Source organism: Leclercia sp. UBA5958 (genome assembly GCF_002430365.1).
In the GTDB taxonomy this organism is placed as follows: Bacteria; Pseudomonadota; Gammaproteobacteria; order Enterobacterales; family Enterobacteriaceae; genus Enterobacter; species Enterobacter pneumoniae.
Genome location: NZ_DJCE01000008.1, coordinates 106,111 through 131,308 on the forward strand (window position 1 = coordinate 106,111; position 25,198 = coordinate 131,308).

The window sequence follows — 25,198 nt, forward strand, 5'->3', positions numbered from 1 at the left end:
ATTTATATCATCACTGTATAGTACGGAACTAAAAATAATAAGAATGTAATAAAAAAGGGCCGGAGATCCGGCCCTTTTACAGGTAAGTTACGGTATGTAAAGGTTATTTCTTACCTTCGACCCATTTACCGTCAACGAAGAATGCAGACCAGCCAGTGGCTTTGCCCTCTTTTTCCGCTGCAACATACTGCTGTTTCGTTTTACGGCTAAAGCGGACCACGGTCTTGTTCCCTTCTGGATCCTGCTGCGGCGCATCAGCCAGATAACGCAGTTTTTCCGGCAAGCGGTCGCGGAAGCGGTACAGCTCTTCCACTAATGGCGCGCGGGTTTCGCGAGATTTCGGGAAGGTGTTAGCCGCCAGGAAGACCCCTGCAGCACCGTCGCGCAGTACGAAGTAAGCGTCCGATTTCTCGCATGGCAGTTCAGGCAGCGGAACCGGATCTTCTTTCGGCGGCGCCACTTCACCGTTACGCAGAATCTTACGCGTATTTTTACACTCGTCGTTTGTACAAGCCATGTATTTGCCAAAACGCCCCATTTTCAGGTGCATTTCAGAACCACATTTTTCGCACTCTACAATCGGGCCGTCATAGCCTTTGATGCGGAACTCGCCCTCTTCGATCTCGTATCCATCGCAGGTTGGGTTATTACCACAAACGTGCAATTTGCGTTTCGGATCGATCAGGTAGCTGTCCATCGCCGTGCCACATTTCTGGCAACGACGTTTGGCGCGCAACGCGTTGGTCTCTGCGTCATCACCTTCCAGCACGTTAAGAACTTCGTTCTCTGGCACCAGGTTAATGGTGGTTTTGCAACGCTCTTTCGGCGTCAGCGCGTAACCGGAGCAGCCCAGGAAGACACCGGTGGTCGCAGTACGGATACCCATTTTGCGGCCACAGGTCGGGCAATCGATGCTGGTCAGCACCATCTGGTTCGGCTGCATGCCGCCCTCTTCCGGCGCCTTTTCCGCTTTATCCAGCTGAAGGGTGAAGTCGCTGAAGAAGCTATCGAGCACCTTCTTCCATTCCGCCTGATGGTTCGCCACCTGATCGAGACGATCTTCCATCTGGGCGGTAAAGTCGTAGTTCATTAGCTCGCGGAAGTTGTCTTCCAGACGGTCGGTGACAATTTCTCCCATCTTCTCGGCGTAGAAACGACGACTCTCAACGCGTACATAGCCGCGGTCCTGGATGGTGGAGATGATTGACGCGTAAGTCGACGGACGACCAATACCGCGTTTTTCTAACTCTTTAACCAGTGACGCTTCGCTAAAACGTGCCGGCGGCTTAGTAAAGTGCTGAGCCGGGGTTAATTCAACCAGCGAGAGTGTGTCGCCCTTATTCACTGCCGGCAGGGTGCGGTCTTCATCACCTTTACGCAGCGCAGGCATCACTTTAGTCCAGCCGTCGAAGCGCAGAATGCGTCCGCGCGCTTTCAGGCGGAAATCACCCGCAGCAACGGTCAAGGTTGTGGAGTCGTACTGGGCCGGGTTCATCTGGCAGGCAACAAACTGACGCCAGATCAGTTGATAAAGTTTCTGCGCGTCCGCTTCCATATCTTTCAGCGATTCAGCGGAGACGGCTACATCAGAAGGACGAATCGCTTCGTGCGCTTCCTGAGAGTTTTCTTTGCTCGCATACTGGTTCGCACTCTCCGGCAGATATTTCTTACCGAAGTTATCGCTAATGTAATCCCGCACCATGCTCACAGCATCCTGACTGAGGTTCGTCGAGTCAGTACGCATATAGGTGATGTAGCCTGCTTCATACAGACGCTGCGCCATCATCATGGTTTTCTTCACGCCGAAGCCCAGACGGGTACTTGCCGCCTGCTGCAGGGTGGAGGTGATAAATGGTGCGCCAGGCTTGCTGGAGGTCGGTTTGTCTTCACGCTCCACCACGTCGTAACGTGCTTTTTCCAGCAGCGCCACGGCAGCCATGGTCTGGTCGCGGTTTTCCGGACGAAACGGCTTGTCGTTCTGATGCGTGACTTCCAGCGGCAGTTCATCGCCAGCCGGGGTAGTAACGTTGGCATTGATATCCCAGAACTCTTCCGGGACGAATGCTTTAATCTCACGCTCGCGCTCTACGACCAGGCGTACCGCTACTGACTGAACACGTCCGGCGGACAGCCCACGGGCAATTTTTTTCCACAGCAGCGGAGAGACCATGTAACCCACAACGCGGTCCATAAAACGACGGGCCTGTTGCGCATTTACACGATCGATATTCAGTTCGCCCGGCTTTTCAAACGCCTGACGAATCGCATTCTTGGTAATTTCGTTAAATACGACACGGCTATAGCGTGTCTCGTCGCCACCGATGATCTCCCGCAGGTGCCATGCAATGGCCTCCCCTTCGCGGTCAAGGTCGGTTGCGAGATAGATGTGGTCTGCTTTTTCAGCCAGCTGTTTCAGCTCGTTGACAACTTTCTCTTTTCCTGGCAGCACTTCATATTGTGCCTGCCAGTCATGCCAGGGATCGACCCCCATGCGGTTGACGAGCGCACTACGTTCATCCTTTTTAGGCTTTTTAGCCCCTTTGGTGGAGGTAGAGTCTGCGCTCTTTTTACTGGCTGAGCCACTGGTCGGCAAATCGCGGATATGACCGACGCTGGACTTAACCACGTAGTCACTACCCAGATACTTATTGATCGTTTTGGCTTTTGCCGGGGACTCAACGATAACGAGAGCTTTACCCATAATCACCTTTACCTAATTTGTTTCTTCCAGGAATACGTCGCACGTAATTTCACCTTCCACTGGCGACGAGCCATTTATATTGCGACATCCCCGGTGGATATCAACCCCCTGCGGTTTCCGGACGACAACGCGTCTTTCTCCAGGCGGTTGAGTTAACGGGCTTTTTCTCGCATCAACGTGACTGCACGACGAAGTTTAGGTCGAATGTCAAGCAAATCTATTGCCAGAATGACGAAAGCGCACACTCTACCTGATATAATTCGTTACGCAACTTTATTAGCATGCAAAAGCAAATCTCGCCAGCGGGGTCAGCAGGATAAACCCACTGCTAAAACAGGGAAAATTTGCCCACTTCATCGCTGCGGCGTAGACTATTGTCACTGTTTAAGGAGTGGATTATGCAGCAAACGACCCAACCTGTTGACCGAGCCACGTTGCTCGCAGAAGCAAATAAACTGATTCGTGAACATGAAGACACCCTGGCCGGCATTGAAGCCACGGGCGTCGAGCAGCGCAACGGCGTGCTGGTGTTCAGCGGTGAGTATTTCCTTGATGAGCAAGGGCTTCCAACCCCAAAAAGCACCGCGGTGTTTAATATGTTTAAATACCTGGCGCATACGCTCTCAGAAAAGTATCACCTTGTTGATTAAAAAAACGCGAGGCCTGCGCCTCGCGTTTTAGTTACAGCAGCGGTTTTTGACCGCGCTGAAGCCAGCGTAGCAGAAGGCGATCGGCGCTCTCAGCCGCGCTGTTGGTGAAGCGGTCAGTCAGGCGTTTACGCTGGACAAACCGTACCCCTACCAGTTCATGGTTTTCCATCAGGCCCAGCAGCAGATCGTCGCTGGTCCCCACTTCGTCAACCAGCCCTTTCTCCTGCGCCTGGACACCGTACCAGTGCTCACCGGTTGCAACCTGATCAATATCCAGTGATGGACGCATCTGCTTAACGAAATCTTTAAACAGATGATGAGTTTCATTAAGATCTTCGCGAAACTTCTGCCGCCCCTCTTCGGTGTTTTCACCTAACAGCGTCAGGGTGCGTTTGTACTGCCCCGCCGTGTGCAACTCGATATCAATATCTTTGCTTTTCAGAAAGCGGTTGAAGTTAGGGATCTGCGCTACCACGCCAATCGACCCGATAATCGAGAATGGCGCCGCGACAATTTTGTCCGCCACGCAGGCCATCATGTAGCCGCCGCTTGCCGCGACTTTGTCGACCGCGATCGTCAGAGGGATCTGCTTGTCACGTAAGCGCCGCAGCTGCGAGGCTGCCAGGCCATAACCGTGCACCACCCCACCAGGGCTTTCGAGTCGTACCACCACTTTATCTTGCGGTTTGGCAACGGCAATAATAGCGGTTACCTCTTCACGCAGGGAAGCCACTTCATGCGCATCCATACTCCCTTTAAAATCCAGCACATAGACGCGCGGTTTTGTCGGATCGTCTCGCTGTTCCTGTTTGGCCTGCGCTTTAGCGGCTTTGGCTTCCTGCTTGTGTTTCTTCTTCTGGGCTTTATGCCACAGCTTTTGCTGATGTTTGTCGAGCAGGGAGACCGACATATCTTCCTGCATTTCGCTGTACTGCTCGCTCAAACGGGTAATACGTAACTCGCCGCGCTGACGCTTGCGCTGCGTCAGGTTAACAATGAGAACTGCGATTATCGCAATGGCAATCACCACCGTTGCGATTTTCGCCAGAAATAAACCATATTCAGAGAGTAATTCCACGCGTCCACCTTGATTTAACCACTTGTTTTCGCACCCAGTGTACAACAGCCATGGCCGGGCGTCTCGCTTGTGAAGTTACCCTTGCGATCGCGCTTCCGGAATGGTTAAACCGCCGCGAAATGTTTGCAAATTGTTAATTTCACTACCAAGTCTCCGGTAGACTGATTGAAATCACGCGCGCTTTCGGGCATAAACCCGAAAAGCGTAGAGAGCAGACGCAGAAAACATGCGTGCCAGAGGAGTTACCGTGCACTATCAACCGAAAAAAGATCTACTGCAAAACCGTATTATTTTGGTCACCGGCGCCAGCGACGGCATTGGCCTTGAAGCAGCCTTGACCTATGCCCGCCACGGCGCCAGCGTGATCCTGCTGGGCCGTAACGAAGAGAAATTACGCGCTGCGGCCGACGATGTCGCCCAGGTGAGCCCGCATCCGGTGCGCTGGTATACACTGGATCTCCTGACCTGCACCCCTGAGAGCTGTCAGGCCCTGGCGCAGCGCATTGCCGCCCACTACCCTCGCCTCGACGGGGTGCTGCATAACGCCGGTTTACTGGGGGAAGTGCGCCCGATGGATGAACAGGATCCGGTGTTGTGGGAGCAAGTGATGCAGGTCAACGTCAACGGTACTTTTTTCCTGACTCAGGCACTGCTTCCTTTATTACTGAAGTCAGACTCTGGCTCGCTGGTCTTTACCTCTTCCAGCGTTGGCCGTCAGGGGCGTGCCAACTGGGGCGCTTATGCCGTCTCGAAATTCGCTACTGAGGGGATGATGCAGGTTCTGGCAGAAGAATATCAGAGCCGTCATCTGCGCGTGAACTGTATTAACCCAGGAGGTACGCGTACCAAAATGCGTGCCAGCGCATTCCCGACGGAAGATCCGGACAAACTCAAAACACCTGCCGACATTATGCCGCTCTATTTATGGCTGATGGGCGATGATAGCCGCCGGAAAACCGGTATGACTTTTGATGCCCAACCGGGCCGTAAACCAGGGATTTCCCAATGAGTGATGATCGTCATCAGCAGCGCCAGCAGCGGTTAAAAGAACAGGTCGACGCCCGCGTTGCCGCCGCACAGGATGAGCGTGGAATTATTATTGTCTTTACGGGCAATGGTAAGGGTAAAACCACCGCCGCGTTTGGCACCGCCACTCGCGCCGTCGGTCATGGTCAAAAGGTCGGCGTAATCCAGTTTATTAAAGGCGAATGGCCAAACGGCGAGCGTAATCTGTTGGAACCGCATGGGGTGGAGTTTCAGGTGATGGCAACCGGGTTTACCTGGGACACGCAAAACCGGGAGACTGACACCGCCGCCTGCCTGGCGGTCTGGCAGCATGCCGAGCGGATGCTGGCTGATCCCACCCTGAACATGGTGCTGCTGGATGAGATTACCTATATGGTGGCCTACGACTATCTGCCGCTTGAAAGGGTCATCACCGCGCTGCGAAACCGGCCAGCTCATCAGACGGTGATCGTGACCGGGCGTGGTTGTCACAGAGATATTCTGGAGATAGCAGATACCGTTAGTGAGCTACGTCCGGTCAAACATGCGTTTGATGCCGGGGTGAAAGCGCAAATTGGTATCGACTATTAAGAAAAAACCCGGCAATGCCGGGTTTGTTGTTTTAACCATTGTTGTTACGGCTGCCTGAGCGGCGACCGGTGCTCACCTGGCTGTGGCGCTTCACCGCGCGGCGGATCTGGTTCGCCTTCATGCGACGGCGATCTTTCTCAACCGCCACCTTGGAGGTGGTTTCTGGCGTCAGCCCCACCAACTCGCGCAGGTAGTTCGTCTGGGTTAAATCCAGCTCGGTGTAACCACCGCGTGGCAAACCTTTTGGCAGGAGGATGTCGCCGTAGCGCACGCGAATCAGGCGGCTGACCTGCACGCCCACGGCTTCCCACAGACGGCGCACTTCACGGTTACGGCCTTCGGTCAGGGTCACGTTGTACCACTGGTTGATGCCTTCACCGCCGGTGAATTTGATGGTTTTAAATGCTGCCGGACCATCTTCAAGCTGCACACCGCGCGACAGGTCGCGCACTTTATTGTCGTCGACTTCACCAAACACGCGTACCGCGTATTCACGCTCAACTTCACGACTTGGGTGCATCAGACGGTTGGCCAGTTCACCATCGGTAGTGAACAGCAGCAGCCCGCAGGTGTTAACGTCCAGACGGCCTACGGCAATCCAGCGCGCACCGCGCAATTTCGGCAGACGATCGAAGACGGTAGGACGCCCTTCAGGATCGTTACGGGTACAGAGTTCGCCTTCTGGCTTATAGTAAGCCAGCACGCGGCAAATCTGCTCCGCCGACTCTTTTACCGAGATCAGATGTCCGTCGATACGGATCTTCAGTCCCGGTACGATCTCAACGCGATCGCCCAGCGTAGCGATTTTGCCGTCTACACTGACGCGACCTGCTTCAATAATGGTTTCGATTTCACGGCGTGAACCGTGGCCAGCACGCGCCAGCACTTTCTGTAATTTCTCGCTCATTGAGCTTCCTTCAGGTGTCGCCTTCACAGGCGTCTGGTATACTTTCAAAAACAACGAGTTAGCATCAATAACAACTTAACTCACTGATATGTAACTATTTCATGGTACACAGCATGGCAAACAATATGTCACACAAGCTGTCACACACAATGATTCGTGGGCGCACATACTACACTAACTTTAGACTAAATGATTCAACAAGTTTTGTGCGCTTAAGTCTCGGTACTGATAGCCGAAAGCAAGCGGAAGTGATCATGAATCAGATCCGCCCTTTCATACCCCTTGTACAGAATGGAACGATGAGCCTCGAAGAGTTCAAACACAAAATGCAGGGTTACCGCACCGCCACCAAGCAGGACTTTGATGAATATCTTTTGAATTGGCTTAAAGGTGGCCTTGAAGAGGCTAAAAGGTTACCAGAATTAGGCAGGTACCATAAACAGATTACAGGTGAATCTTTATCGCCCCTAGACACCGCAAACAAGGCGCAAGGCTACGCCAACTCCTATATGGGGCATATGTATAATGGTAACGATATTTCCGCCAGGATGATGACCGCTGCACTCAGAAAGCAGATGTTAACAGTTAATGAATCCGACCTTGATCAGGTTCACCATATCGCCAGCCAGATAAATATGAATCAGGCCCTTATGTCACAGGCTTATGAAGCATTCTATTCAGGTGATTTGACACGATACCAGCAGATCATTAATTCGATGGGGTCAGCTTTACAAAATGCAATCCCGGCAGTTACCCCAGTACCAATGGAGCAAAATACAGCGACAACTGCCGAGACTGAACCAGCACACAGCCCAAGATTGTTAGAAGCGTGGAACGACTATATAAAGGATAAGGGTCAAAAGTGGCGCAAGCAAACAGCAAATGAAAATCAGCGTTTCTTTGATGTCCTCTATCATGTTGTGGGTGATGTCCCTGTTGATAGCGTTAAGAAACAGGATTTAAGGGATTCTCTCAAGGTGGCAGAGAATCTGCCTACTCGAACTAAACTACCCTACTCCAAAATGAGTCTTGCCGAGTGCATTGATTACGATGTCCCTGAGGATGACCTGATCGCCAGTGAGCATGTCCACAAACATTTAAAGCTATGGCGTTCATTGTTCAAAACGTATCTAGTCGATCAGAAAGATGTTCTTACCAAATCCCCTACTGATGGGATTAGTTACGAGGTTAAATCCAACCGGGGTGGGAACTATACAGCCAATGAACTGAGTCGAATCAAAGAGCATCTCTTTGCACTACCAAGCAGTGATTATCGGAAATGGTACTTCCTGACCTTGATTTATACAGGTGCTCGACGTGGTGAAATAGCGGATATCCGTAAGCACCACATACGGAAAGATGAGGAGACCGGGCGCGGGTATATCTTTATTGAAGGTGGGAAAACCGAACACGCCCGTCGCCAGGTTCCAATACATAAGACTATTGAGGCGGGGCTTTTGGCTTGTGTAAAAAACCTCAAGGATTCCGACCGTGTATTTGGCAAACTTCCCAACTACACCACCGTAACCACAGATTGGGTGGATATGATGAATGGACTAGACATCCCCGATTACAACGAGTTCGGACTCAAGCGCCGGGTCCACTCACTGAGACACACATTTATAAGCAATGCTATTGCATCCGTTGGAAACGCAGCACTGATCCAGTTTGTTGTTGGTCACAGCAGAACACAATCGCTAGGTATCACCTCAAGGTATACTCATACACTACCCTTGAAAGATCTACTTCCGGTGATTGATTATACAATCAAGTCATGAATGGATTCACATGAGTTACAACATATTAATTACACGAGTATTTTTATTCAATTGATACATGGTAGCATATAGTTAAAAAGGTATTTCTTATACAACCGTGCTGTCTAAGTTACATGGTACAACATCCGCATCGCATACATCTGAATAAACAAGGAATCTCATGCCACAACACTTCGACTTACTAGGAAAAGAACTCAACAATATCAAGGGGTTAAAGCAAAATCCAGATGCAACAGGCTTCTTCCTTCAGGAAGTACTTCGTTTTTACTCAATCGCGGGAACTTTGTTAACTAGTGATATCTGCCTTAATACTAGTTCTACTGTTGACGGAAGATACTTAACACATGTTTTATCACGCTCTCTGCTAGAGCCATACTTTACAATACTCTACATTTTTGATGATTTTTCACTTATGTCAGCACGATATGAAGAACAGAAAAACACATTTAAAGATAACTATCGAAAATTAATGAATGACCTTAACGCGCCTGTATGGTCTAATTTCATGACCCAACATGGAAATAATCTAGAACCAGCGGACCCTACATGGAAAAATCTCAAAAAACTTCCCGATGTAAATACCATGCTTGGGTATGTAAAAAACCATAGCGGTGGTACTTTAAATTACCTTTACCCACTCTATCGAATTACAAGCTTTGATACCCATGGACGTAGTTTAGGAACAATATTTGAATCTGTCTTTGGGAAACAGTGCAATTTCCCCATATTAGATATTGAATATGCAATTGAGCTTTTGGCGAATGAATATCTATCCCTTTATAACACCCTTCGTACTAATAAACTAATATAGGCAAGTCTAATTGACGCTATCGGTAATAAAAACAGTTCCTGACTGCTTCACACAAAATTACCCACAGATAAAGGGATGAATCCAGAATATATAGGTTCGAGATATGTATGGGCTTCAATATAGTTTCTACGAGAGCACGACGGACTAGACTTGAGAATGAGTGATAAGCTGCCATCAGTCTAGTGGGTGCGTACATCGCCGAACATAGGCACCGAGCCAAAAGCCGCAAGCGCAAGTAATGACTAACCCCGCCTCTGTGCGGGGTTTTTTATTGGTTCTTTTCCTCATGAAGCCGTAGCGCTTTCGCTAACTCCAACTGAAAGGCAAATGACAAGCGGGAACGGCTAATCTTGATACCGTCAATAATGATGTATGTAGGGTAAGCGGTGATCATGCGGCCCAAGTATTGGAAGTATTTAGGGTGGTTTGACTTATCGTTATTCATTGTGTTCCATCCGTCTGGGCGTGGGTAATCCCGGTAACGGATAATTGATCTAAATTCGATCAAAATCAATGACTTAACAGATCACCAAATCCAGGGGGTGTACAATGGCGAGCCTCCCTCAGCCTAACCTATACACGAACATAAAATAGGGGCGGATTCCTTCCAGTTGGGTGGAAAAATGTCTGGGAGTTTGGATATTGCAACCAGGCACCACTAATAGGGACGGAGGTGGGTCTTGATCATGTTTATCAAATATCACTGCTTGGTTCATGGTGCAAATCACTGGGTATCAACAATCGATCAATTATGATACCGTTTTTGATACCGCTTGAGAGGATGTTATGAGCCGTACTTTTGCATATTGTCGTGTGTCCACCAGCGAGCAAACGACTGAAAACCAAATCATGGCAATCCGTCATGCTGGTTATGATGTAACTGATAGCCGTGTCGTATCCGAAGTTGTTTCAGGTGGTGTACAGGCAATGAAGCGTAAAGCTTTTGCCGATATGGTAAATCACAAGTTGGAGTCAGGTGATCAACTGGTCGTGCTCAAACTAGACCGTTTGGGACGTGATAACATCGATGTACAACAGACAATCTCTATGTTAGTAGACAAAGGAATTGACGTTGTATCGTTGGATCTGCCTGCGAGCAACCTTGCCAGTGCCGAAGGAAAGTTGATGCTTCAAATGTTCTCTGCTTTTGCGGAGTTTGAAAAATCACGTATTACAGAGCGCACTAAAGAAGGTCTAGAGCGAGCTAAGAAAGAAGGCAAGAAATTAGGCCGTCCTGTGGCAGCAAACACGTGTAAGCGTGTACAAGAGGCTAAAGCTAGTGGTCTGAGTCAGGCAAAAGCGGCTTCCTCGTTAGGTCTAGGGATTGCCACGATAAAGCGCCATTGGAACATCTGATATTTTTGTATCAGTGAAGTAGCTATCAATATGATAGTGAGTCCTTAGTGTAGGCAACTATCTCAGAGACAAAGATCGATAAAGGAGTTTAGTGTGACAAAGACTAGAGATAATCACTATGTGCCTCAATGGTATCAAAAAGGATTTATGGAGGAACGGGAACAACAACTCTGCCACTTAATGCGTCGTAAAATTAATATTCCCGGAGATGAAACAAGGATAGTCGAATCAAAAAAATGGCAAACACCAACGCAGAGATTTTATGAAGTCGATTTATATTCAACTTTTTTTGGTTCTGAAGTTAATGATGAAATAGAGCGAAAACTATTCGGCCCGATAGATAACAGCGGCTCAACATCTATTCGAGCCTTCCTTGGAAATAATCAAGCTGAATGGCATGATAACTTCCGTGATCTATTTACTTATATTGATGCTCAGAAACTACGAACCCCTAAAGGTTTGGATTGGATTAAAAACAAATACCCTGAACTCAATCAAAGTCAACTCATGATGGAAATGCAATCCCTTAGAACAATGCATTGTACATTGTGGGCTGAAGGGGTGCGTGAGTTAGTCTCAGCTTCAGAAGCAGAAACAAAATTCATTCTTTCAGATCATCCAGTCACTATCTATAACTATGCTTGCCCCCCAAATCATGAACTTTGTAATTATCCTAACGACCCAGATATTACATTAAAAGGTTCACAGACGATATTTCCTTTAGATAAAAATCGTTGTTTGATTTTAACGAATCTTGAATATGCACAAGATCCCGAAAATGCAAACCCACTTCAACAGCGAACCAATGCCACTCGCCTTAGAAATAGCATGGTAAATACTATTAATTTCATTAATAGCCGCCAACTTTCGGATGATGAAGTTAAAAAGATAAATTATATTATTAAAAGTAGATCTAACAAATCAGTCGCAGCAGGTCGAGAAAACTGGCTTTACCCTGAAAAGGATATCGAAGTTGATTGGGCTGAACTACGTCATCTACTTTTACCATCGTTAAATGGTATATTTGGTTTTGGCGGAGACATGTATGCCAAATTTGAGGATGGCTCAGTACACTATCAAGATGCACTTGGTAGAACAACTCACTCACATGAGTTCCTCCAGAAAACGACAAGTAAAGTTCAGATTGGCCGTAACTCCGCTTGCGGATGTGGCAGCGGCAGAAAATACAAACACTGCTGCCTCAATCTTGCTGAGAACTTACGTACATCGTGGGATGTAGTAAGCATAAGAGAAAGAAATCTCGCATTTTGTAATTGTATTAAAGATGTTTTAGGTTTAAATAATGGTAAAACGTGGCTAGACGTCAGAAAAGAAATTACCGAAGATCATATAACAAAGATATATGAATTCTATTCAATACTATGGCCTGTTGATACAGACATATATAATTTATTGCCAAAATCGGATGGAAAACTACGAGCGCTGTATTCAGGGCCTGTAGATGTCCGTACCATAACTGAAAATGCTGTACCAATGGCATCATTATTTGATGAATTTTTGATTGAGACTCCCATATGTAACCCTAACATTACCAATCCAGAATTCAGCCCCATCAAATCCCCATCACAATATAAGTATCAATCACTCAAGGATTTTTTATTTTTCCTTCAGATGGAACCATTTATTGGACTTGGTTTGATAAACATCATTCCTGAACCGGTCGAATTTGATACTGGACTCATGCGAGCAATGTTAGACATGGCTAGGGAGAGAGGTCAAAGAAAGGAACCTATACACAAACAAGATTTACAACGACACTTCATCTTATCGACTGAGGACTTACTAAATTCAACGGCATTAATGCCTAGGGACATGAGAGTTAATTTCCTTGTAAGTCAGTTTGGTTTAAATGAAGTGTCAGCAAGTGATATAATTACTACATCTGAACTAAATGCAGAGTCTTCACCTCTGACACTATTACAAAAAACATCAGTAGGTAGTGGCGGGCAATTAATGATGTCGCGGAATGGGCCTAATTATGAAATGGCTTTATTTATAGCCCAAGTAACAGGCTCAGTTATTGTGACCGATAGTATTTCCAGATGGAAACAGTTATATTCTGCACAACACCGCGATCAAGGAATATCTTCTTTCCCATGGGGTAAAGCACTTGATGCCTTTAATATTGTACCTCTTGACCTTCAGTTTGAGGACACGTTCACGAAGTCCCAAGGACCATTCTCCAAGGCAAGAAACCTGCTTAAAGAAGTTGACCAAACCATTTTGAGAAATAATCGTACAACAGCACATATACAGCTCCTAACCACTAACATCAATGCCTTAATCAAACAGCTAAATGCAGATAACAAGTCATTGGTCCTTAAAAATATGATGATATCTTCTCCAGAGGGTGGGTTTTATGATAGGAATGTTCAGCGATTGCTGGCCCGTTCAAGTTGTCTTAAATATGATGATAATGTTAGGTCAATCTTAGGCATCGACATTGCAACGATGTAATCATTGCCATTTTAGTTTTTTTGAGAATGTTGCATGAGCTCATTTTAAATTCGGTTTAAAACTGAGAAATGCAAAAAGGGCTATGCCGATGAAAGCAGTAGCCCTATGGTCATTCACTGCACAAAAATGAGAATAATGCTCAGTAATTTAAATGCTGAGCTGAAAGAAGGAATAAAGAACCCGGCTAAACAGCCTGTATCGCTCCCTGAGAGGTTTTTTGCATGTAGATGATGCGCTGGACTACTTGCTAAATAAAGTTCGATACAGGGCTTCCTACGAAGGATTCTAATGCAGCGTATTAGCCGTCTTGAATTTTACCCTCGACGCAGAGAATGTTTGCTGCCCTTTACCGTTAGAATACTTCCCGCGATTCTTGGCAAGATATGAAATCCGTTTGACCATCCTAGTAAGTGAATCGTGATCACCTCTTTTGATTCTGTATCCATCCTCGGGAAGATGGACCCGAGAAACTCCATTCGTGAGTTCTGACCAGATACGGCTTACCCTTCCAATAATCCCTTTGTCTTCAAAACCAGCAGTGTTTACCTGGAAATATGGTAAAGCTATCCAGCAGTGGTAATGAACTTGTTTAGCCCTTTCTTTCTCCCTAACCCAGCCATAAGCGAATTTTTTGATAGGCTGATTGTTCCAGGCTTTTGCGGTGAACTCACCTCGCAGACGAGTAAACAATTCACTTACCAGTTTGTTGCTTTCATCAACAGACATCCCTTCAGGGACAGACAAATCAAAGCGGAATCCATACAGTTCGTTATAGTGCGACAACATAGCGCGAAGCTGGTCAATAAATCTGTCGATAATTTCTTTTCGTATTGGACTGCTACGCTTACTTAACGGATTATGGTTAAGCTTATAGGTCAAACCATCGTGGAGATAGGTTGAGGAATGGATCAAGGTGTAATGACCATTGTCACGGTGAGATGTCAGTAAATTAGTTGATTGTTGTACAGATAAGATAGATTGCTGCATACGCCTCCTTCAGTAGTGTTAGATAGTTCCTCATGTAGGGTATAGGTATTAATAAAAACCAGTAGAAAACTGAAACGCAAAAAGCCCAGCAGACCCACACCACTTCTGGCATTGGAATACAGGCATGATTGAAAATTTTCACTTAGAAAAGTTTCTGGTAAAAACCAGCTTCTCTATCAGATTACCACTACCTTTTGTGTTCGGCAAGAGTTTCTAACTGTAGGTCGTGAATTCCTGATTGCAGCATGGACAAAAATTGACCTTTCCCGCGACTAACCAAAACCAACGAGATATCCCTGAGCGGTCAATGATGTTATTGGCTAAACCAGCATAGGCCAATGATGAAAGATTACGGTGTGTTGTTGAAAGCGGGATGTTCAGGAGCTTTGAAAGTTCTAAAGCCGAGCTAGGAATAGACGTTTGAGTAAGGTGGTGCGAAATATTTATACGTGAAGTTGTCAGTGTTAATCCTGCTGACTTCAGGATAATAGCCATCCGATTATAATCATCCCTTAACGGGGGGGTAAACGAAGGCAAAATGGACCCTGTAAGCAATATTCACTCTCTTTGAGTCAAGTTATCAAGAATGATATTTTATCATAAAACCCCTCAATTGAGAATTGTTCTCAATTGAGCTTTGAGACAATAATGATATTAAGCACAGATACCGGTATATGCCCGAGTCTATGTATATCTCCATTCAAGTTAAATCTGAATGGACCAAGGGGAAAACGGTGTGCATAAAAAATGGGATTCTGAGTGTAATTAAAGCTGTCATACAAAACGATGATTGCCCTTTATGCTAACAAGGCAATACATTGATTTGTAATGATATTAATTTTATCTTGTACGCCTTCACAGGCGTCGAACAGGATTCATTATAGCGGGATAACACCGCAATAATGATGGCCGCGTAGTATAGCGGCTTACATCCTTACAAGAAAGGCTTAACGTCACCCACACCTTCACGGATAACAGTTGGCCCTTCGTTGGTTAAATCGATCACCGTTGTCGGCTGTTGACCCAGGTAACCGCCGTGAATAATCAAATCCACCACTTTCTCCAGACGGTCTTTGATCTCTTCCGGGTCTGACTCGGTAAATTCGCTGCCCGGTAGCATCAGGGATGTCGAGAGCATCGGCTCGCCCAGTGTTTCAAGCAACGCCTGTGCAATGGGGTTCGACGGCACACGCATACCGATTGTTTTACGCTTCTCTTGCAGAAGACGACGGGGTACCTCTTTAGTCCCTTTCAGGATAAAGGTGTAGTTGCCCGGGGTGTTATTTTTAATCAGGCGAAACGCCACGTTGTCCACATAGGAGTAGGTGGAGAGCTCCGAGAGATCGCGACACATCAGGGTAAAATTGTGCCCGTCCGGCAGCTGGCGAATGCGGCAAATACGCTCCATCGCCCCTTTGTCTTCGATCTTGCAGCCCAGCGCGTAACCGGAGTCCGTGGGATAGACGATAACGCCGCCCTTACGCACAATCTCCACCGCCTGGTTAATCAACCGCGCCTGCGGGTTATCCGGATGGATATAGAAAAATTGACTCATACTTCCCTCTCTTTATTTGGCTCGGGCTGTTCCCAGAGCTGCCACACCGGCTCGACGCCCGCGGGTAACCACAGCTTGCGGCCCAGCTCTATCCACGGACAAGGCTGATGAAAATCGGAGCCTTGCGAGGCCAGTAAACCGAACTGTCGGGCATAAGTTGCAAGTTGTGTACGCTCATTGGGGGCTTGCTGGCACTGCGCGACTTCCATCGCATCGCCGCCCTGTTCCGCGAACCAGGCCAGCAGCCTTTTCAGCCACTTGGCGGAGAGGTTATACCGTGCCGGATGGGCCAGTACCGCCTTACCGCCAGAATGATGAATGACATCAATAGCTTGTTCTATTGTACACCACTGAGGAGGAACGTATCCGGTTTTCCCCCGCGCCAGGTATTTTTTGAAAACATCAGCGATGTTATTGGCCTTCCCCGCTTCCACCAGAAAACGGGCGAAGTGCCCCCGGGTTACTGCCCCGCCTCCCGCCAGCCGAAGCGCCCCTTCCAGGGCGCCTGGGGTATGTGCTTTTTCCAGGCGTTCGGCAATCAACGCAGCCCGCTGGTTACGGCGGTTTTTTTGCTCGTCCAGAAATTCGCACATCAGCGGGTTCTCAATGTCGATATTCAGACCAACAATGTGAATCTCATGATTTTCCCAGAGAGTGGAGATCTCCACGCCTGAGATTAAGGTTAACGGCAGTTGGCTGCGGGTAATTTCCGCCCGTGCTGCCGGGATCGCCTCGGTGGTATCGTGATCGGTTATTGCCAGGGTGCCCACGCGCATCTCATGGGCGCGATGAACTAACTCTTCGGGCGTAAGCAGGCCGTCTGAGGCCTTTGTGTGGCTATGTAAATCGTAGATCACTGCGTAATTCGTGTCGCTCAAAGCGGCTCCCGTCACTATTTTCATCTCTTTGCGCTCACTATGATAACGGTATGCCGTGAATAACTGAAATCGGGGGTTGACATTCAACCATCGAACTAGTTAACTAGTACGCAAGTTCACTTTTTAAGGTATCTGCAAATGACCCTCTCTTTCTCTCAGCATGGTTGGTGGCGCACTTCCTGAATTTACGGGCAGTGTCAGACGTTTGCGTCGCGCATACAGATACCAGGCCCGCCACAGAGCGGGCTTTTTATTGAACAGAATATGAGAACACACTAATGCAAACAGCCAAATCAACCCTTGAACTGCTTACCCGGGACGCAGCCTATCGCCATAACCCAACGGCCCTGTTTCAGCAGCTCTGCGGCGCCCGCGCGGCCACCCTGCTGCTGGAATCCGCGGATATCGACAGCAAAGATGATCTAAAGAGTTTGCTGCTGGTAGACAGCGCTCTGCGGATCACCGCCATGGGTGACGTTGTCACTATTCAGGCGTTATCGGCTAACGGCGCGGCATTGTTACCTTTACTGGATAGCGTCCTGCCCGCTGGCATTGAAAATGAACAACGCCCGGACGCCCGCGTTCTGCACTTCCCGCCGGTAAGCCAGCTGCTGGATGAAGATGCCCGCCTCTGCTCATTATCGGTCTTTGATGCCTTCCGCCTGTTGCAAAACCTGGTCAATGTGCCGGAAGACGAGCGTGAAGCGATGTTCTTTGGCGGGCTGTTTGCCTATGACCTGGTCGCCGGTTTTGAAAATCTGCCTGACGTTGAACAGGGAAATCGCTGCCCGGATTACTGCTTCTACCTGGCAGAAACCTTACTGGTGATCGACCACCAGAAGAAAAGCACCCGTATTCAGGCCAGCCTTTTTACTCCCCTGACGGCCGAAAAAGAGCGCCTCGAGCAACGTATCGCCCAGTTACAGCAGCAGATGACGGAAGAGCCTGCTTCTCTGCCGGTGCAACGCGTTGAGCAGATGCGCTGCGAATACAGTCAGACCGACGACGAATTTGGCGTGGTCGTACGCCAGATGCAGAAAGCGATCCGCGCAGGCGAAATTTTCCAGGTGGTGCCATCCCGTCGCTTCTCGCTGCCGTGCCCTTCTCCGCTGGCAGCCTATGATGTGCTGAAGAAGAGCAACCCGAGCCCGTACATGTTCTTCATGCAGGACAACGACTTCACATTGTTCGGCGCCTCGCCGGAAAGCTCCCTGAAATATGACGCCACTAGCCGTCAGATTGAAATCTATCCAATCGCCGGGACTCGTCCGCGGGGTCGTCGTGCAGACGGCACGCTTGATCGCGACCTGGACAGCCGTATTGAGCTGGAGATGCGTACCGATCAAAAAGAGATGTCTGAACATTTGATGCTGGTCGATCTGGCGCGTAACGACCTGGCGCGTATCTGCACGCCGGGCAGTCGCTACGTTGCGGATTTGACCAAGGTCGACCGTTACTCTTTCGTGATGCACCTGGTCTCCCGCGTGGTCGGCGAGTTGCGGAGCGATCTGGACGTGCTGCACGCCTATCGGGCCTGCATGAACATGGGCACCCTGAGCGGCGCGCCAAAAGTCCGCGCCATGCAGCTTATCGCTCAGGCAGAGGGACGCCGCCGCGGTAGCTATGGCGGCGCGGTAGGTTACTTCACGGCCCATGGCGATCTGGATACCTGCATCGTCATCCGCTCCGCTTACGTTGAAGATGGTATCGCTACCGTTCAGGCTGGCGCTGGCATCGTTCTTGATTCCGTACCGCAGTCTGAAGCCGACGAAACCCGCAATAAAGCCCGCGCCGTACTGCGAGCGATTGCCACCGCACATCACGCACAGGAGATTTTCTGATGGCTGACATTCTGCTGCTCGATAATATCGACTCCTTTACTTACAACCTGGCGGATCAGCTGCGTGCCAACGGCCACAATGTGGTGATCTACCGTAATCACGTCCCGGCTCAGACCTTAATTGAGCGCCTGGCCACCATGCAGAACCCGGTGCTGATGCTCTCTCCGGGCCCGGGTGCGCCAAGCGAAGCAGGCTGTATGCCAGAACTGCTGACCCGTATGCGCGGTAAACTGCCGATTATCGGTATCTGCCTCGGCCATCAGGCGATTGTGGAAGCCTACGGCGGCTACGTCGGCCAGGCGGGCGAAATTCTGCACGGCAAGGCATCCAGTATTGAACACGACGGCCAGGCGATGTTTGCCGGGCTGATGAACCCGCTGCCGGTCGCGCGTTACCACTCGCTGGTGGGCAGCAACATTCCGGCGGGGCTGACCATCAACGCCCATTTCGAGGGAATGGTGATGGCTGTTCGTCATGACGCCGACCGCGTCTGCGGCCTGCAGTTTCACCCGGAATCCATTCTGACCTCACAGGGGGCTCGCCTGCTGGAGCAGACGCTGAACTGGGCGCTGCAAAAACTGGAGCAGACGAATACCCTGCAACCTGTTCTGGAAAAACTGTACCAGGCGCAGACCCTGAGCCAACAAGAGAGCCACCAGCTGTTCTCCGCCGTGGTACGCGGTGAGCTGAAACCCGAGCAACTGGCAGCCGCCCTGGTGAGCATGAAAGTCCGTGGTGAAAGCCCGCAGGAGATCGCTGGCGCAGCAACCGCCCTGCTGGAAAACGCTGCGCCGTTCCCGCGTCCGGATTATCGCTTTGCCGATATCGTGGGTACCGGCGGCGACGGCAGTAACAGCATCAATATCTCCACCGCCAGCGCCTTTGTGGCTGCCGCCTGTGGTATCAAGGTGGCTAAACACGGCAACCGTAGCGTCTCCAGCCGTTCCGGCTCATCCGATCTGCTGGCCGCATTTGGCATTAACCTCGACATGAATGCTGAAAAGTCTCGCGCTGCGCTGGACGAACTGGGGGTCTGCTTCCTGTTCGCGCCGAAGTACCACACCGGTTTCCGCCATGCTATGCCGGTGCGTCAGCAGCTGAAGACCCGTACCCTGTTTAACGTGCTGGGGCCGCTGATTAACCCGGCACACCCTCCGCTGGCGCTGATTGGCGTTTACAGCCCTGAACTGGTACTACCCATAGCTGAAACACTGCGCATGCTGGGATATCAGCGTGCAGCCGTGGTTCACAGCGGCGGCATGGACGAGGTGTCACTGCATGCCCCTACCCTGGTGGCAGAACTGAATGATGGCGAAATTAAGAGCTATCAGCTTGAGGCGAGCGATTTTGGCTTAACGCCTTACCATCAGGAGGCGCTGGCAGGCGGTACCCCGGAAGAAAACCGTGACATTCTCACCCGCCTGTTACAAGGTAAAGGTGAAGCCGCTCATGAGGCTGCCGTCGCCGCCAATGTCGCCATGCTGATGCGTCTGCACGGCGAGGAGGATCTTAAGGCGAATGCGCAAAAAGTTATCGACGTGTTGCGCTCTGGCGCAGCATACGACCGTGTGACCGCACTTGCGGCAAGAGGGTAATTCATGCAGACCGTTTTAGCGAAAATCGTGGCCGATAAGGCTATCTGGGTAGAAGCCCGTAAGGCGCAGCAGCCGCTCGCCAGCTTTCAGAACGAGGTGGTCCCCAGCAGCCGTCGATTCTACGAAGCCCTGCAGGGCGCACGGACGGCATTTATCCTGGAGTGCAAAAAAGCCTCTCCGTCCAAAGGGGTGATCCGCGACAACTTCGACCCGGCCACCATCGCCGGAATTTATAAATACCATGCGTCGGCGATTTCTGTTCTGACGGATGAGAAGTATTTCCAGGGCAGCTTTGATTTTCTGCCTGTCGTCAGCGGTATCGCGCCGCAGCCAATTTTGTGCAAAGACTTTATCATCGATCCTTATCAGATCTGGCTGGCGCGTTTCTATCAGGCCGACGCCTGCCTGTTAATGCTCTCGGTGCTGGATGACGAGCAGTATCGTCAACTGGCGGCCGTCGCCCACAGCCTTAACATGGGCGTGCTGACGGAAGTGAGTAATGAAGAGGAGCTGGAGCGCGCCATTGCGCTGGAGGCCAAAGTGGTGGGGATTAATAATCGCGATTTGCGCGATCTCTCCATCGACCTCAACCGTACTCGCCAGCTCGCGCCGCGCCTGGGTGCCGGGGTAACGGTCATCAGCGAATCGGGGATCAATACCTATGCCCAGGTGCGTGAGCTGAGCCACTTTGCCAACGGTTTTCTGATTGGCTCCGCCATGATGGAGCAGGCCGACCTGAGCGCCGCCGTGCGCCGGGTGCTGCTAGGTGAGAATAAGGTTTGCGGACTGACGCGCCCGGAAGATGCCGCTGCGGCGCATGCTGCTGGCGCGATCTATGGCGGGCTCATTTTCGTCGCCTCCTCCCCGCGGGCGGTAGATATCGCGCGCGCCCGTGACGTTATGGCCGCCGCGCCGCTGCGCTATGTTGGCGTATTCCGCGATGCCGCTATTGCCGACGTTGCCGCAACAGCCAGAGCGCTGAACCTGACCGCCGTTCAACTGCACGGCAGTGAAGATCAAGCTTATATAGACGCGCTGCGTGAATCGCTGCCCGAACAGGTCGACATCTGGAAAGCGCTGAGCGTGGGTGATGTTCTGCCCGTACGCAACCTGCAACACGTGACTAAATATGTGCTGGATAACGGCCAGGGCGGTACCGGGCAACGTTTCGACTGGTCACTGCTAACCGGCGAGAAGCTCGACAATGTTCTTCTCGCGGGGGGTTTAGGTCCGGATAACTGTGTAGAGGCCGCTAAAGCGGGCTGTGCAGGACTCGATTTCAATTCAGGCGTCGAATCGCAGCCAGGCATTAAAGATGCCAGCAAACTGGCTTCGGTGTTTAAAACGCTGCGTGCATATTAAGGAAGAGAAGATGACAACATTACTTAACCCCTATTTTGGTGAGTTCGGTGGCATGTATGTGCCACAGATCCTGATGCCCGCGCTGCGCCAGCTGGAAGAAGCCTTTGTCAGCGCGCAAAAAGATCCTGCGTTTCAGGCCGAATTTACCGACCTGCTGAAAAACTACGCCGGACGCCCGACCGCGCTGACCAAATGCCGCAACCTGACGGAAGGGACGAAGACGACCCTCTACCTGAAGCGTGAAGATCTGCTCCACGGCGGCGCGCACAAAACCAACCAGGTGCTGGGACAGGCGCTGCTGGCAAAACGGATGGGCAAAACCGAGATTATCGCTGAAACCGGTGCCGGTCAGCACGGCGTTGCCTCTGCCCTTGCCAGCGCCCTGCTCGGCCTGAAATGCCGCATCTATATGGGGGCTAAAGATGTGGAGCGCCAGTCACCGAACGTCTTCCGGATGCGTTTAATGGGTGCGGAGGTGATTCCGGTACATAGCGGCTCCGCAACCCTGAAAGATGCCTGTAACGAAGCGCTGCGCGACTGGTCTGGCAGCTACGACACCGCCCACTACATGCTGGGCACGGCGGCGGGCCCTCACCCGTTCCCGACCATTGTGCGCGAATTCCAGCGCATGATTGGCGAAGAGACCAAAGCGCAGATCCTCGAAAAAGAGGGGCGTTTGCCGGATGCGGTCATCGCCTGCGTTGGCGGTGGATCTAACGCCATCGGCATGTTCGCCGACTTTATTGATGAAACCAGCGTCGGACTGATTGGCGTTGAACCGGCCGGGCACGGTATTGAAACCGGCGAGCACGGTGCGCCGCTGAAGCATGGCCGCGTGGGGATTTATTTCGGTATGAAGGCGCCGATGATGCAGACTGAGGAGGGGCAGATCGAAGAGTCCTATTCAATCTCTGCCGGGCTGGATTTCCCGTCCGTGGGGCCGCAGCACGCGTTCCTGAACAGTACCGGTCGTGCGGATTACGTCTCTATTACCGATGACGAAGCGCTGGAAGCTTTCAAAACGCTCTGTCGCAGCGAAGGTATTATCCCGGCACTGGAGTCCTCGCACGCGCTGGCCCATGCCCTGAAAATGATTAAGGAAAACCCGGAAAAAGAGCAGCTGCTGGTGGTTAACCTTTCCGGTCGCGGTGATAAAGATATCTTCACCGTTCACGATATTTTGAAAGCACGAGGGGAAATGTGATGGAACGTTACGATAACGTATTTGCTGAGCTCAAAGCACGCAAGGAAGGCGCATTTGTTCCCTTTGTGACCCTGGGCGATCCGTCGCCTGACCACTCTTTAAAAATTATCGACACGCTGATTGAGGCCGGTGCCGATGCGCTGGAGCTGGGGATCCCCTTCTCCGATCCGCTGGCTGATGGCCCGACCATCCAGAACGCAACTCTGCGCGCCTTTGCCGCCGGTGTCACCCCGACCCAGTGTTTTGAAATATTGGCCACCGTTCGTCAGAAATACCCGACCATTCCAATTGGCCTGCTGATGTATGCCAACCTGGTCTTTAGTCGCGGGATTGACGCGTTTTATGCCGAATGCGCTCGCGTGGGTGTGGACTCGGTACTGGTGGCAGACGTGCCGGTGGAGGAGTCTGCGCCGTTCCGTCAGGCGGCGATGCGTCATAACGTGGCGCCGATTTTTATCTGCCCGCCTAATGCCGACGACGAACTGCTGCGCCAGATTGCCTCTTATGGCCGCGGCTATACCTATCTGCTCTCTCGTGCGGGGGTAACCGGCGCAGAGAATAAAGCCGCGCTCCCTCTGCATCACCTGGTCGCAAAACTGGCCGAATATAATGCGGCACCGCCGCTGCAGGGCTTTGGCATCTCTTCACCGGACCAGGTTAAAGCGGCCATCGAGGCGAAGGCCGCAGGGGCAATCTCCGGCTCGGCGATTGTTAAAATCATCGAGAACAACCTCAACAGCCCTGACCAGATGCTCCGCGAGCTGAAAACCTTTGTTAGCAGCATGAAAGCGGCAACACGTGGCTGATAACCTCTTCGCCGTCTGAAATTTTCAGGCGGCGTTTCGCATAAATTGATCCCGTCGAGCTTTACGGCTTTTTTCTCTTTTCAAACGCCATTCCCGGCGTATCATCCCCTCTTCTTTTACGGCTAACGCCCCTAATCCTTCTGAGTTCAGAGGTTTATCCATGTCATGGCATGACTTCAAACAGGCTTATCTTATTAAGTTCTGGTCACCTGTCCCTGCGGTTATCGCAGCGGGCATTCTCTCTACCTATTATTTCGGCATCACCGGCACCTTCTGGGCCGTGACGGGTGAATTCACCCGCTGGGGCGGGCAGTTGCTCCAGCTGGCGGGGGTTCATACCGAAGAGTGGGGATATTTCAAACTGATCCATCTTGAGGGTTCGCCTCTGACCCGCATCGACGGCATGATGATTATCGGGATGTTTGGCGGCTGCTTTGCCGCCGCACTGTGGGCCAATAACGTGAAGCTGCGTATGCCGCAAAACCGGATTCGCATTGCGCAGGCCGTCGTCGGGGGAATTATTGCCGGTTTTGGGGCCCGTCTGGCGATGGGGTGTAACCTGGCGGCCTTTTTCACCGGCATTCCACAGTTTTCGCTGCACGCATGGTTCTTCGCCCTTGCCACCGCTGTCGGCTCGTACTTCGGCGCGCGCTTCACGCTATTACCGATGTTCCGTATCCCGATCAAAATTCAAAAAGTGAGCGCAGCCTCGCCCCTGACGCAGAAACCGAAGAAGGCTCGACGCCGCTTCCGCATGGGGATGCTGGTCTTCTTCGGCATGCTGGCCTGGGCGCTGTGCACGGCACTTAATCAACCCAAATTAGGGCTGGCGATGCTCTTCGGCGTTGGCTTTGGGTTGTTAATTGAACGCGCGCAAATCTGCTTTACCTCCGCCTTCCGTGACATGTGGATCACCGGACGGACCATGATGGCGAAAGCCATTATTGCCGGGATGGCAGTGAGTGCTATCGGCATCTTTAGCTACGTACAACTTGGCGTCGAACCGAAAATCATGTGGGCAGGCCCGAACGCCGTGATTGGCGGTTTGCTGTTTGGTTTTGGCATCGTGCTGGCCGGCGGCTGTGAAACCGGCTGGATGTATCGTGCCGTTGAAGGCCAGGTTCACTACTGGTGGGTGGGGCTGGGTAATGTTATCGGCTCAACGTTGCTGGCCTACTACTGGGATGATCTCTCCCCTGCGCTCGCGACAAACTGGGATAAAGTCAATCTGCTGAATACCTTCGGTCCGCTGGGGGGATTACTGGCAACCTATGTGATGTTGCTGGCCGCCTTTTTACTGGTGCTGGCCCAGGAGAAACGCTTCTTTCGCCGCACGTCCCGCCAAACAGCAACCTGTAAGGAGACCGCATGAAACAGTTCATTCCTGATTATCGCCTGGACATGGTGGGTGAGCCCTGTCCGTATCCCGCCGTGGCCACGCTGGAGGCCATGCCACAGCTGAAGAAAGGCGAGATCCTGGAGGTAGTGAGCGACTGTCCGCAGTCGATCAATAATATTCCGCTGGACGCTAAAAACCATGGCTATACCGTGCTGGATATTCAGCAGGACGGGCCGACCATTCGCTATTTAATACAGAAGTAAAGTGAGGGTGGCC

20 protein-coding genes and 1 other annotated feature are annotated in these 25,198 nt (G+C 50.9%); of the genes, 14 read left to right on the forward strand and 6 right to left on the reverse strand.

Annotated elements, in window-relative coordinates; translation table 11 throughout:
• Positions 1-103: 103 nt before the first annotated feature.
• Complete coding sequence (gene topA / locus B2Q93_RS13645) at positions 104-2,701, reverse strand: type I DNA topoisomerase (RefSeq protein WP_040075361.1); 2,598 nt, start codon at positions 2,699-2,701, stop codon at positions 104-106.
• Between the two features lie 398 nt (positions 2,702-3,099).
• On the opposite strand from topA, the gene B2Q93_RS13650 reads away from it, so the two are divergent.
• Positions 3,100-3,351 (forward strand): YciN family protein, encoded by a 252-nt coding sequence (locus tag B2Q93_RS13650; protein ID WP_040075359.1) that lies wholly within the window; start codon positions 3,100-3,102, stop codon positions 3,349-3,351.
• A 31-nt stretch (positions 3,352-3,382) separates the two neighbouring features.
• On the opposite strand, the gene sohB is transcribed toward B2Q93_RS13650, so the two are convergent.
• Positions 3,383-4,429: a protease SohB gene (sohB, locus tag B2Q93_RS13655; RefSeq protein ID WP_286933488.1), complete on the reverse strand. Its 1,047-nt coding sequence runs from the start codon at positions 4,427-4,429 to the stop codon at positions 3,383-3,385.
• A gap of 247 nt (positions 4,430-4,676) precedes the next feature.
• On the opposite strand from sohB, the gene B2Q93_RS13660 reads away from it, so the two are divergent.
• Together B2Q93_RS13660 and cobO are read left to right on the forward strand one after the other, a co-directional pair.
• Entirely contained in the window at positions 4,677-5,438 is a 762-nt protein-coding gene (locus tag B2Q93_RS13660; protein WP_040075357.1) for a YciK family oxidoreductase, read from the forward strand.
• The gene (cobO, locus tag B2Q93_RS13665; protein WP_286933490.1) at positions 5,435-6,025 is read left to right on the forward strand and encodes a cob(I)yrinic acid a,c-diamide adenosyltransferase; all 591 of its coding nucleotides are present in this window, start codon (positions 5,435-5,437) and stop codon (positions 6,023-6,025) included. The genes B2Q93_RS13660 and cobO overlap by 4 nt, the downstream gene beginning before the upstream one ends.
• 31 nt (positions 6,026-6,056) lie before the next feature.
• On the opposite strand, the gene rluB is transcribed toward cobO, so the two are convergent.
• Positions 6,057-6,932 (reverse strand): 23S rRNA pseudouridine(2605) synthase RluB, encoded by an 876-nt coding sequence (gene rluB / locus B2Q93_RS13670; protein ID WP_040075355.1) that lies wholly within the window; start codon positions 6,930-6,932, stop codon positions 6,057-6,059.
• Positions 6,933-7,186: 254 nt separating this feature from the next.
• Between rluB and B2Q93_RS13675 the strand changes: the two genes are divergently transcribed.
• From B2Q93_RS13675 to B2Q93_RS13690, 4 genes are all read left to right on the forward strand, one after another.
• Positions 7,187-8,710: a tyrosine-type recombinase/integrase gene (locus tag B2Q93_RS13675; protein WP_349679663.1), complete on the forward strand. Its 1,524-nt coding sequence runs from the start codon at positions 7,187-7,189 to the stop codon at positions 8,708-8,710.
• A 160-nt stretch (positions 8,711-8,870) separates the two neighbouring features.
• A complete protein-coding gene (locus B2Q93_RS13680; RefSeq protein ID WP_286933493.1) occupies positions 8,871-9,521 on the forward strand; it encodes a hypothetical protein in 651 nt (216 codons plus the stop codon).
• A 786-nt stretch (positions 9,522-10,307) separates the two neighbouring features.
• Positions 10,308-10,877 carry a recombinase family protein gene (locus B2Q93_RS13685; protein WP_286933495.1) on the forward strand — a complete coding sequence of 190 codons (570 nt, stop codon included), beginning with the start codon at positions 10,308-10,310 and terminating at the stop codon, positions 10,875-10,877.
• A 93-nt stretch (positions 10,878-10,970) separates the two neighbouring features.
• Entirely contained in the window at positions 10,971-13,355 is a 2,385-nt protein-coding gene (locus B2Q93_RS13690) for a DUF4238 domain-containing protein (protein WP_286933496.1), read from the forward strand.
• A 285-nt stretch (positions 13,356-13,640) separates the two neighbouring features.
• Here the strand turns inward: B2Q93_RS13690 and B2Q93_RS13695 are convergent, their stop codons facing one another.
• The 3 genes from B2Q93_RS13695 to rnm form a co-directional block, all read right to left on the reverse strand.
• Positions 13,641-14,342, reverse strand: a complete 702-nt coding sequence (locus B2Q93_RS13695; RefSeq protein ID WP_112047590.1) for a YagK/YfjJ domain-containing protein — start codon at positions 14,340-14,342, stop codon at positions 13,641-13,643.
• 934 nt (positions 14,343-15,276) lie between these two features.
• Positions 15,277-15,897, reverse strand: a complete 621-nt coding sequence (locus B2Q93_RS13700; RefSeq protein ID WP_286933498.1) for an L-threonylcarbamoyladenylate synthase — start codon at positions 15,895-15,897, stop codon at positions 15,277-15,279.
• The gene (gene rnm / locus B2Q93_RS13705) at positions 15,894-16,775 is read right to left on the reverse strand and encodes an RNase RNM (protein WP_286933499.1); all 882 of its coding nucleotides are present in this window, start codon (positions 16,773-16,775) and stop codon (positions 15,894-15,896) included. Before rnm ends, B2Q93_RS13700 begins: the two co-directional genes overlap by 4 nt.
• A 159-nt stretch (positions 16,776-16,934) precedes the next feature.
• Positions 16,935-17,030: a sequence feature (Trp leader region), on the forward strand.
• A gap of 23 nt (positions 17,031-17,053) precedes the next feature.
• Here rnm and B2Q93_RS13710 point away from each other — a divergent pair.
• From B2Q93_RS13710 to yedF, 7 genes are all read left to right on the forward strand, one after another.
• Positions 17,054-18,616 (forward strand): anthranilate synthase component 1, encoded by a 1,563-nt coding sequence (locus B2Q93_RS13710; RefSeq protein WP_286933501.1) that lies wholly within the window; start codon positions 17,054-17,056, stop codon positions 18,614-18,616.
• Positions 18,616-20,211, forward strand: a complete 1,596-nt coding sequence (trpD, locus tag B2Q93_RS13715; RefSeq protein ID WP_040075349.1) for a bifunctional anthranilate synthase glutamate amidotransferase component TrpG/anthranilate phosphoribosyltransferase TrpD — start codon at positions 18,616-18,618, stop codon at positions 20,209-20,211. Before B2Q93_RS13710 ends, trpD begins: the two co-directional genes overlap by 1 nt.
• A 3-nt stretch (positions 20,212-20,214) precedes the next feature.
• On the forward strand, positions 20,215-21,573 hold the full coding sequence (trpCF, locus tag B2Q93_RS13720; protein ID WP_286933502.1) for a bifunctional indole-3-glycerol-phosphate synthase TrpC/phosphoribosylanthranilate isomerase TrpF: 1,359 nt from the start codon (positions 20,215-20,217) through the stop codon (positions 21,571-21,573).
• 10 nt (positions 21,574-21,583) lie between these two features.
• Positions 21,584-22,777, forward strand: coding sequence for a tryptophan synthase subunit beta (gene trpB / locus B2Q93_RS13725; RefSeq protein ID WP_040075347.1), 1,194 nt, complete (start codon positions 21,584-21,586; stop codon positions 22,775-22,777).
• Positions 22,777-23,583, forward strand: a complete 807-nt coding sequence (trpA, locus tag B2Q93_RS13730; RefSeq protein WP_286933503.1) for a tryptophan synthase subunit alpha — start codon at positions 22,777-22,779, stop codon at positions 23,581-23,583. The genes trpB and trpA overlap by 1 nt, the downstream gene beginning before the upstream one ends.
• 160 nt (positions 23,584-23,743) lie before the next feature.
• Entirely contained in the window at positions 23,744-24,955 is a 1,212-nt protein-coding gene (gene yedE / locus B2Q93_RS13735) for a selenium metabolism membrane protein YedE/FdhT (protein WP_286933506.1), read from the forward strand.
• Positions 24,952-25,185 carry a sulfurtransferase-like selenium metabolism protein YedF gene (gene yedF / locus B2Q93_RS13740; RefSeq protein ID WP_040075344.1) on the forward strand — a complete coding sequence of 78 codons (234 nt, stop codon included), beginning with the start codon at positions 24,952-24,954 and terminating at the stop codon, positions 25,183-25,185. The genes yedE and yedF overlap by 4 nt, the downstream gene beginning before the upstream one ends.
• Positions 25,186-25,198: the final 13 nt, after the last annotated feature.